Raw genomic sequence first — 9824 nt, 5'->3', positions numbered from 1 at the left:
ACATCGCCTCGAAGATCCGCCACCAAACACCCTTGATGCTCCATCGGCTGAAGCGCCGGAACACGCTGTTCCAATCCCCAAACGCCTCCGGAAGATCACGCCAGGGACAGCCCGTACGCACGATCCACAGCACTCCTTCAACGAACATCCGGTTGTCGCGTCCAGTCGAGCCCTTCTGGTCAGGCCGGCCGATGATCAGCGGCGCCATCCGCTCCCAGCCTGCGTCGCTCAACACCAAACGATCCATCACACCCAAGACTGCCTCCCAAAAAGAAGCCTTGAATCTGATTTGCTCTCAAAAGGGAATCCTTAGAGTCCACACCACCTAGAGCAGTTCAGCTAATCTTTGGACTGGCTGCTCCGCGATTAATTGCTTAGGCGTCGACGACTCGTGCTTGGAATCTTCATCGTTCACTGGAATTTACATCATTCACCATCGCCGCGGCGATCAAAGCGCACATCACCGCGGCGAGAGTCCTGTTCAAAATGAGCACAACTCAGTGGGCTCCTCCCCGGGATGGCGGGAGGCTCGGGCGGTGCTCAATCCGAGTTAGGACGATGTCGCTCCACGAACTTCTTCAATGTGGCTGCCACATCACCGATCCTGCTCCGGATTCGGAACTCGGGGCCTGCCACCATGATGGATAGACGACGGTCGCCGATCGGAAGTGGGATTGCCGCGCCGGCCAGATCGCGGCTGAAGTCGGAGAAGCTTTGGCAGTAGCCGCGATCGATCGAGGCCCGGAGCTCGGCCTCGACCGCAGCGATGCTGATCGGCGTCGCAGGGCCGTACTGCCTGAATTCGATCTTGCGGTAGATCGCGTCGCGCTCCTCAGGGCTGTACTGCAGCAGGAGTGCCCGCCCGGTCGCAGTGGCGTGAATTGGAATGCGATGGCCGATTTGCGCGAAATAGCGAATTGGCGCATCTGATTCCACAACGTCGATGAACACCGCCATTGTACCCGACGGAGCAGCGATCGCCGCGGTTTCGCCGGTCTCTGCGGATAGATCAGCAATAACCGCATGGGTCCAGGCGGGCAGGGGTTCCACCTCTGACACCAAGCGCGCCATTGCGAGCCACCGCGGCGTCGGATAGTAGCCCGCCCGCGAGCGCGGTTCGTAAAGGTAGCCTTTCTCGGAAAGCGTTGTAAGAAGATTGAATGTGCTGGAGCGAGGCCAACCAAAATGATCAGCAAGATCCGCGAGCGTCGCCGGTTTTTTCATTCGCGCGAAATATTCCAGAATTTCCAGTACGTTCGCGGCTTGTCGAACGATCATTTGGGTTTCGTCCTATCGCGCCCCGCCCATGGCCTCTTACAGAAAACGAAGAAGCTTCTTCGCTGCCCGAAGATGCGGCCTGTCTATCATGTTGCCCTCGAGGCGAAACGTACCCCGCTCGGGATTTTCAGTGAATGCCGCCATGACTTTCCTCGCCCAGATCTGCTCCTGTTCCGTCGGTTCGAAAGCGGCGTTGACGATGTCTACATGCTTGGGATGAATGAGGCACGGGTCTCCTGTCCGAGGCCAGCCAGATTGTCGAGATCGGTGTAGACTGTATCGATCGCGGCGACTTCCGCGGTGGCGGCGGCAATCAGGCATAGGTCGCGCGCAAGCCGGTAAGGGCTCTGGAACACGCCGGCCGACGCCTTCTCAGTAGCGCCGAGTGAGGCCGAGAGATCTTCTGCTCCCCGCATCAGACCAGCAAGTCGTGGCGAGCTATCCTTGTAGGTGCCAAGGCCAAACACAGAGGCAGCCGTTTCCGTGGCTACAACGACAATGCGCGTTGCCCCCGGCTTCGCACCAGCCGCGGCTTCGAACGCGTCGAGCCAAAGCGAGAGAGTTCGCACATCATCGCCCCCGTGCGATTTCGGCAAAACGATACCGTCAGGTGCGGCCGGCATCACGGCTGCAAGATCCTGCAACGTCATGCCAGTATCGAGTGCATTCACGCGCACATAAAGCTGCTGTGGTCCGCGCGGTTTGCTCAGCATTAGTCGTGTCAGTTCGCGCGCTTCGACCTTCCTCTCAACGACGATCGAGTCTTCGAGATCGAGAATCAGCATGCTGGCCTTGCCTTCGCGAGCCTTCTCGAATTTGCGCAGGCTATCGCCCGGCACAAATAGCATGGAGCGCATCAGGCTGGCCTCTTATGCATTAGCGCAATGCGGCGGCATTTGCTCACAATCTCGTCACGCTGGTTGAGCGCCTGGTGTTCGAACTCCACAATCCCTGCGTTCGGACGCGACTTCGCTTCTCGCTTTGAAAGTACCTTGGTGATAGCTCGCAGCGTATCGCCATGAAACACGGGCTTAGGAAAAACGACGTCGTTCATGCCGAGATTCGCAACTGTCGTCCTAGTGTCGTATCATAGACCGTCATACCAATCATGATGCCAAGGGTGTAGAGGCTGTTGAAAAGCCGCTGGCCGAACTCCGTCGAGGCTGCAAAATGTGCATCAATATGCAGGGGCTGCGGGTTCATGGTTAGCAGGCTAAACATGGTATTATCCATTTCGGTGACCGTGCGGGTCAGCGCGTGCCTGAACTCCTGCCCCGGTTCGAAGTCTTCAAAATGCAATCCGGGCATGAATATTCTCCTCAGAAGCGTGTCTAGGTCGAGCTTTACTGGGGCCCAGTGAAGACCACGGCCCCTCGCTGGCCCAGTCCTTCGATTTCCTCGGCCGAGAAGCCGCCTTCGCGCAAGATTTCCCGGCCATGTTCGCCGAGTGTGGGTGCAGGACCACCCGCTTGCGGTTGGGTGATGCTCCAGTTGGACGGCACCTGCATCTGCCGAATGCGTCCTTCGACGGGATGATCAATAGTCTTGAAGAAGCCAACGGCATTGAGGTGAGGGTCATCCATAATTGTTTCCAAGGTATGCATGGGCATGACCGGAATATCTGCGCGCTCCAACAGGTCGCGCCATTCTGAAGTGGTGCGAGAAATGAAGATGCGGCCAACTTCTTCGTAGATTTCGTCGATGTGCTTGTGACGTGCAGCGTGATTCGCAAAGCGCGGTTGCAGGAGATACTCCGGCTGTCCGATGCTCTCGAAGAAACTGCGCCATTGCTTGTCGTTGTAGATCAACACGCAAATGTAGCCGTCGCTGGTCATGTAGGGACGCCGGTATTTGGAAAGCAGGCGCGCATAGCCGCCCTGGTCGAGCGGCGGATCGTAAGTGAGGCCGCCCAGATGATCAACCAGTACGAAATCGGTCATTGACTCGAACATCGGCACGTCGATGCGCTGGCCGATGCCGGTGCGAAGCTGATGCATCAATCCGCCGAGGATGGCATTGACCGCCATCAGCCCCACCACCCGATCGGCCATGGTGATCGGCACGTAGCGCGGTGTGCCATCGCCCGCGGCGGCGACAAGGGAAGGAATTGTCGATGCACCTTGGATCAGGTCATCGTACGCGGGCCTTGCGGCATAGGGGCCCGACTGTCCGTAGCCGAACACACCGACATACACGATCTTCGGATTGATCGCTGCGAACGTCTCATATTCTAGGCCGAGCCGCGCCATCGCCTGCGGACGCACGTTGTAAACGATCGCATTAGATTGCCGCGCCAGTCGAAGTAGCGCCTCGCGTCCTTCGGGCTTCTTCATGTTGATGACGATGCTGCGCTTGCCTCGATTGGCATTGAGGAACATGCCGCCCATCCCGGGGCTGCGTCCCGGTCCGATGTGACGAATAATATCGCCTTCAGGGCTTTCCACCTTGACCACGTTCGCGCCCATGTCGGCGAGGATTTGTGTGGCATAGGGCCCCATCAAAACGGTGGTCAGGTCAAGGATCGTGATACCGCCAAGGGGTCCCATGCTTTGTCTCGCAAGAATGCATACATCTGGACATAAAGTTCAAGATAGTGATTTGGTCGGATTAAAATGACCAGATTGCGGCCAGAAATTACCATCAGCTGACTTTTATCCAAGGTATTGACAAATTGATTCACCTATTTGTACGTTTGCCAACGGAATTTGGCGGACGCGGTGCGTGGTCGGTTCGATCGTCTGAGGACGCTCAAAAAGCACGACAGTGAACCGGCCATATCTGTTGCCTTGGCGCTGTCGATCCGACGCCCCGCTGAAGATTCGCAGCAGGGCGCGGCGCGCTTGATCTGACGATCCGCGGCATAACCCAGAAGCCAACAGAGCCGGCAGACCCGCGGCTGGCTTGAGGTGTCGCGGGGCCGCGCCTTACGAACCAGGAAAGAGGGGTATCCATGGACTTCGCGCTGACCGACCAGCAGGAAGCAATCCGCGATGCGATTGCCAAGATCTGTGGCGGTTTCGATGACGCATACTGGCTCAACAAAGATCGCGATGGCGGCTTTCCCCACGACTTCCATAAAGCGTTGGCCGATGCCGGCTGGCTCGGCATCTGTGTACCGGAGGCTTACGGCGGAGCCGGGCTCGGCATCACAGAAGCCGCCATCGTGATGCGAACGATCTCCGAGTCCGGCGGCGGCATGTCGGGCGCTTCCGCCGTGCACATCAACGTGTTCGGACTCAATCCGGTCGTGGTGTTTGGAAATGAGGAGCAGCGCCGGCGAATGCTGCCGCCGATGGTGGAGGGGCGCGAGAAGGCCTGCTTTGCAGTGACGGAACCGAACACCGGACTGAACACTACCCAGCTCAAGACGCGAGCGGTTGCGAAAAATGACCGCTATATCGTCAACGGCCAGAAGGTCTGGATCTCCACCGCTCAAGTCGCCGACAAGATCCTGCTGCTTGCGCGTACCACGCCACTGGACGAGGTGAAGAGCCCGACCCACGGGCTCAGCCTGTTCTACACCGATTTCAACCGAAAGCAGATCAAAGTCCACGAGATCGAAAAGATGGGTCGCAAGATCGTCGATTCTAACGAGTTGTTCTTCGAGAATTTTGAGATCCCGATGGAGGACCGCATCGGCGAAGAGGGGCGGGGATTCGGATATATTCTCGAGGGTATGAATCCGGAGCGCATATTGATCGCGGCGGAAGCGGTGGGGCTGGGTAAGCTCGCGCTGTCACGCGCGGCGGAATATGCCAAGACGCGCATCGTCTTCAACCGGCCAATCGGCAAGAACCAGGCGATTCAGCACCCGCTGGCGAAGAATTGGATTGAGCTTGAGGCGGCATGGTTGATGGTGATGTCCGCAGCTTGGCAATATGACAACGGCAAGCCTTGCGGCGCAGCGGCGAACGCTGCCAAATATCTAGCTGGGGAAGCGGGTTTCCAAGCCTGCGAGCAGGCAGTGATGACCCATGGTGGCTTCGGTTATGCAAAGGAATTCCATGTCGAGCGTTATCTGCGCGAGGTCATGATTCCGCGCATTGCGCCCGTGAGCCCGCAACTTGCGCTAAGCTTCATTGCTGAGAAGGTGCTTGGCCTAGCAAAGTCATACTGATCTCAAGTATTCGGCAAACAACGATTAGCCTTTGGCGCCAGTCATCTACCCACCGCATGGTGCGGCCGCTCGTGTCGATCCTCGATCCTCCTCGGCACAGTTCAAAGGTGCGCAATTTCTGCGACATTACGGACCTCTACCGGATGATGGGCGCGACGCCGCGCATTCGAGCAGCAGCACCCGCGATTTTCCGATGTGCGACGTGGAGTCGGGCGATCGCAGACGGCGATATCTCTCTCGATCGCGGCCATGCCACTTCGTGGCGCTAGACGCTTGAGCTGGCTATCCAGAACTCACCGCTATCGATGCAGCGCTCTGATGAGCTGAGGCAGCCTCTTGGAGGTGTTCGCCGACTGGCGATGCAACCGGTCTAGACCCCCAGCCACCAGGGCGCCCGAGAGCGAGATGCCAGTCGGCAGAGCTAGACACTGGCGGGTGCAATTTTCGACCACGGTCTCAGACGCGGGAAGCATCAGCCGGCGGTGAGTTGATCTGAGACGAAGTCGAGCGACCAGCGGTCCTTCGGTGCCCTCGGCACCGTCATCCGCGCCTGAGTCCCGATCGCCCACTTGCGGCCACGGCGACGCACCGCGGGCATCTCTTCCCGTAAAGCCGGAACAGCTTCTGATCGTCGACCTGGCAATCGCTTGCATGCGTTGGCGAAGGCCGGCATCGTCCGACCTACCCGTCGGTGCGGCAACAACCGATGGCCTACACGCCCGGCGAAGGCTGTCTCCAATCACGACAAGCGGACCACTTCCTCGGAGGTCGCGTTGACAAATCTGACCACGACACCATCACGCAACCATATGTTACTTGTTTGTTGACAATGCGCTTTTTTATAGAATGCCGGCGTGACCTTCCTCTCCAATTGTGAGAGGCACAGGCAACTGCAAAATGGCCATCGGTTGAAGAGCTTGGAAACCATCTCCGCATATTCGCGCGAGCGTCTCTGACGTAGAAGTGGTGGGCAGCCATCGGAATAGCCCGGCAGATCTTCTTCTGGTCGTTGATCCACGAATGACGTCGATCATGATCCGCTGACTCACGAGCTGCAGCATCTCAACGTGGTATCGAAACGTCAGCCGATAGCTTGGCCAATCGTTCCGGGATGTTCACGTGTTCGTCCTTCGCGTATTGAGATGCTTGTCATGCGTTGTTTGGCCTAACCGATCATCTCTTTAGCGTCTTAGCGGCACCATGAGGCGCCCATTGCGTGCTGACTTCAGAAAACTTCGCAGCAGAGCACACCGACAAAGTGGGAGCAGTCTGACGCCATTACGCTCCGCTGGTTGCAGGGGGCAATCCGTTTTCCCCCAACCCTCTGCTCGCGCTCTCGCTAGGCCCAGCGTCCGATTCATGACAATGGAGCTCCTCACCGCACATGCCCACGCAAGTCGGATGCCTTTTTTCGCCGCGATCCGGCGCGCAAATCCGCCTATACGCATCAAATCGACGAGGCCGCACGCTTATGGTAACTTAGCAATCCAGTACGATTATCAGAAAATGGAAAGTGTGATTGCTGGAGGGACCACGATGTTACAACCAGTCGAAAAGGAGTCGGCTGCGGTTACGAACGCGGAACTCGAACAGTACGATCTGTCGAAATTTGAACATGTCCCCCGAAAAAAACTCGGGCGATACGTCGCAGCAGCGCTCATCGTCGCGGCGCTGCTGTGGCTCGCCATTGCATTTGCGCGGGGCCAAATTGAGTGGATCTACACCGCGAAATACCTGTTCGCGCCGGTCATACTTCAGGGGCTGCTAAATACGATCGCTCTTTCCGTCCTCGCCATGCTCTTTGGCGTCACGCTCGGCGTCAGTGTTGCGATCATGCGGTTCTCGAGCAATCCCATCATTAATTGGTCGGCCATGGGTTATATATGGCTGTTCCGTGGACTTCCCACCCTGCTCCAGCTTCTGCTCTGGTACAATCTCGCTCTGGTCTTTCCGACGATCTGGATTCCGGGCGTCGCGGAATGGCGGACCGTGGATGTGATGACGCCTTTCGTTGCGGCGCTCCTTGGGCTTGGTATCAATCAAGGCGCATATACGTCAGAAGTCGTGCGCGCTGGATTGCTTTCCGTAGATCACGGTCAATACGAAGCGGCCAGCGCCATCGGCATGACGCGTTTGCGCGCCCTGCGTCGGATCATCCTGCCCCAGGCCATGCGCTTCATCATTCCGCCGATCGGGAACGAATTTATCGGCATGGTCAAATGGACTTCGTTGGCCAGCGTGATCCAGTACTCTGAGCTCGTCTATGCGGCCGAGAATATCTACTACGTTAACAACCGGGTCATCGAACTGCTGTTCGTCGCCGCCTTCTGGTACCTCGTCATAGTCTCGGTCCTTACCGTGGCCCAAGGCAGGATCGAACGATATTACGCACGCGGTTCGAGTCGGGGGTTCCAAGCAGCCGCGAGGAGGTGACAAGATGAATCCGATTGTGCATGCGATTGGTGCAAAGAAGTCTTTTGGCACGTTCCAAGCCTTGCACGACATCAATTTGAGCATTGAGAGAAGCGAGGTCGTGTGCCTGATCGGTCCCTCGGGATCGGGCAAGAGCACCTTGCTTCGGTGCATCAACCAACTCGAATCCCTCAGCGACGGCGCATTGTGGGTGAACGGAGAACTGCTCGGGTTCCGGCGCGAAGGCAACAAGCTATACGAACTGAAGGACAGCGAGATCGCGAGGCAGCGCCTCTCGACAGGAATGGTCTTCCAGCGGTTCAATCTTTTCTCCCACAAAACCGCCCTAGAGAACCTCACGGAAGGGCCTACGCAGATCCTTAAGATCCCTGCGCGGACTGCTCGGGAGGAGGCACTCAACCTTCTAGAACGGGTCGGGCTGGCCAACAAGTGCGACGCCTACCCCGTCGAGTTGTCCGGGGGACAGCAGCAGCGGGTAGCTATCGCCCGTGCCTTGGCCATGAAACCCGCCGTGATGCTCTTCGACGAGCCAACCTCGGCGCTAGATCCTGAACTTGTGGGGGAAGTTCTGGCTGTCATGCGAAATCTCGCGAAAACGGGAATGACGATGATCGTGGTGACGCACGAGTTGGGTTTTGCCCGCGAGGTCGCGAACCGCGTGTTCTTTATGGATCATGGCCAGATCGTAGAGACTGGCACCCCGAGCCAAGTTCTCGTGAAGCCGACGCAAGAACGGACAAGGGATTTCATCTCGGCTGTGCTGAGCTGAACACAAAAGCCGACATCACACCAACAAGGGGGATACTTTGAAGATAACGAATCTAAACCTCCTAGCCCGCACTATGCTGATCGCATCAGGACTGTTTGCGGCTCCCGCGGCTGCGCAAGAGCCGAAAATGGTGCTTAGGTCGGCAACGATCACATACTATCCACCGTTCTCGTATAAAGATCAGAGAACGGGCAAGCTGACCGGTTTCGATCACGATCTGGCGGTGGCGATGGCGGGCAAGATCGGTGCGACGATTGAATGGGAAGAATTCACATACGCTCAGATACTCAGCCTTGCCCCGCTCAAGACGGGTCGAGTGGATTTCTACGGCACCGCTGTCTCGGACAGACCTGACAAGCGGGAGGGAGGAATCAGCTTCGTTGACTACGTATTTGAACCCTTCGTGTTCTTCGTACTCCGCGATAACGCCAAGAAGTACCCCGATCCCATGGCGCTATGCGGCGAGAGCGTCGCGGCCACGCGTGGTGATCCGACCCAGGCTCATCGCATTCAGGACTGGAGTGACCGCAATTGCATTCCAAATGGCAAGCCCGCCATTAACGTGGCATTTGGGGAGAATTCGGCGCAGAACATGTTGCTGCTCAAGCAGGGGAGAGTGGCTGGAGCAGTGAACGGTGCCGGCACCCTGGCGGTTGCAAACTCCGTCGAGGACCACAGGTATCTGATCATCGGTGAGCCGCTCAACAAAACCATGTATGGAATGGGCTTTCTGAATAAAGATCAGGAACTTGGTGCGAGACTCAGAGGTGCTCTTCAGCAACTGATTGACGACGGTAGCTATAATGCGCTTCTCGACAAATGGGGTCTGTCGAAGGACATTTTCAGCATCGGTAGTAAGGCGACCATAAACGCGGGAGTGAAATAGCTCCTCGGAATCTACCAAAGAACCTGCAGCTGCGGAGAGCATGCTCGACCCTACCACAACCGCATATCACCGTTACCATACCCCCAGTTAAGTTAGGATGACCTAGTGTTCCGTCCCGGAAATTCGCTGACAAAGTCGCGCGAGTTTCTGGAGAATGGAGTCGGCAGTAGCGGTCCAGGCGAAGGGGCGTGCATCTGCATTGTGGGTGCGGATGAAGCGGTCGATTTTTTTGACGAGGTCGGCGGTGGAATCGAATGATCCGCGCCGGATTGCGCGTTGGGTGATGAGGGCGAAGAAGCGTTCGACCTGGTTAAGCCAGGAGGCATAGGTTGGCGTGAAGT

The 9824-nt window shown here is 57.4% G+C and carries 7 protein-coding genes and 4 pseudogenes; 4 read left to right on the top strand and 7 right to left on the bottom strand.

Annotated elements, in window-relative coordinates; translation table 11 throughout:
• From FNJ47_RS41420 to FNJ47_RS41400, 5 genes and pseudogenes are all read right to left on the bottom strand, one after another.
• On the bottom strand, positions 1-256 hold a 256-nt coding region (locus FNJ47_RS41420), incomplete at its 3' end, for a transposase (RefSeq protein WP_163161968.1).
• Between the two features lie 284 nt (positions 257-540).
• Positions 541-1278, bottom strand: a complete 738-nt coding sequence (locus FNJ47_RS41415) for an IclR family transcriptional regulator (protein WP_163161966.1) — start codon at positions 1276-1278, stop codon at positions 541-543.
• 36 nt (positions 1279-1314) lie between these two features.
• Positions 1315-2135: pseudogene (locus FNJ47_RS41410) on the bottom strand (HpcH/HpaI aldolase/citrate lyase family protein).
• Positions 2135-2586: pseudogene (locus FNJ47_RS41405) on the bottom strand (MaoC family dehydratase). The pseudogenes FNJ47_RS41410 and FNJ47_RS41405 overlap by 1 nt, the downstream one beginning before the upstream one ends.
• A gap of 35 nt (positions 2587-2621) precedes the next feature.
• Positions 2622-3824, bottom strand: a complete 1203-nt coding sequence (locus tag FNJ47_RS41400) for a CaiB/BaiF CoA transferase family protein (protein ID WP_163161964.1) — start codon at positions 3822-3824, stop codon at positions 2622-2624.
• 404 nt (positions 3825-4228) lie between these two features.
• Between FNJ47_RS41400 and FNJ47_RS41395 the strand changes: the two genes are divergently transcribed.
• Positions 4229-5395 carry an acyl-CoA dehydrogenase family protein gene (locus FNJ47_RS41395; protein ID WP_163161962.1) on the top strand — a complete coding sequence of 389 codons (1167 nt, stop codon included), beginning with the start codon at positions 4229-4231 and terminating at the stop codon, positions 5393-5395.
• Between the two features lie 362 nt (positions 5396-5757).
• Here FNJ47_RS41395 and FNJ47_RS51910 read toward each other — a convergent pair.
• Positions 5758-6126: pseudogene (locus FNJ47_RS51910) on the bottom strand (IS3 family transposase); the annotation flags it as partial.
• Positions 6127-6931: 805 nt separating this feature from the next.
• Between FNJ47_RS51910 and FNJ47_RS41390 the strand changes: the two are divergent.
• From FNJ47_RS41390 to FNJ47_RS41380, 3 genes are all read left to right on the top strand, one after another.
• Positions 6932-7828 (top strand): amino acid ABC transporter permease, encoded by an 897-nt coding sequence (locus tag FNJ47_RS41390; protein WP_163161970.1) that lies wholly within the window; start codon positions 6932-6934, stop codon positions 7826-7828.
• Between the two features lie 4 nt (positions 7829-7832).
• Complete coding sequence (locus tag FNJ47_RS41385; RefSeq protein WP_163161960.1) at positions 7833-8597, top strand: amino acid ABC transporter ATP-binding protein; 765 nt, start codon at positions 7833-7835, stop codon at positions 8595-8597.
• A gap of 73 nt (positions 8598-8670) precedes the next feature.
• Positions 8671-9483: a transporter substrate-binding domain-containing protein gene (locus tag FNJ47_RS41380; protein WP_163161958.1), complete on the top strand. Its 813-nt coding sequence runs from the start codon at positions 8671-8673 to the stop codon at positions 9481-9483.
• A 102-nt stretch (positions 9484-9585) separates the two neighbouring features.
• Here FNJ47_RS41380 and FNJ47_RS41375 read toward each other — a convergent pair.
• Positions 9586-9824 (bottom strand): annotated as a pseudogene (locus tag FNJ47_RS41375) (IS630 family transposase); the annotation flags it as partial.

This window comes from Bradyrhizobium uaiense, from assembly GCF_010811875.1.
Classification (GTDB): domain Bacteria; phylum Pseudomonadota; class Alphaproteobacteria; order Rhizobiales; family Xanthobacteraceae; genus Bradyrhizobium; species Bradyrhizobium uaiense.
This window is presented reverse-complemented; position numbering and strand designations above follow the sequence as displayed.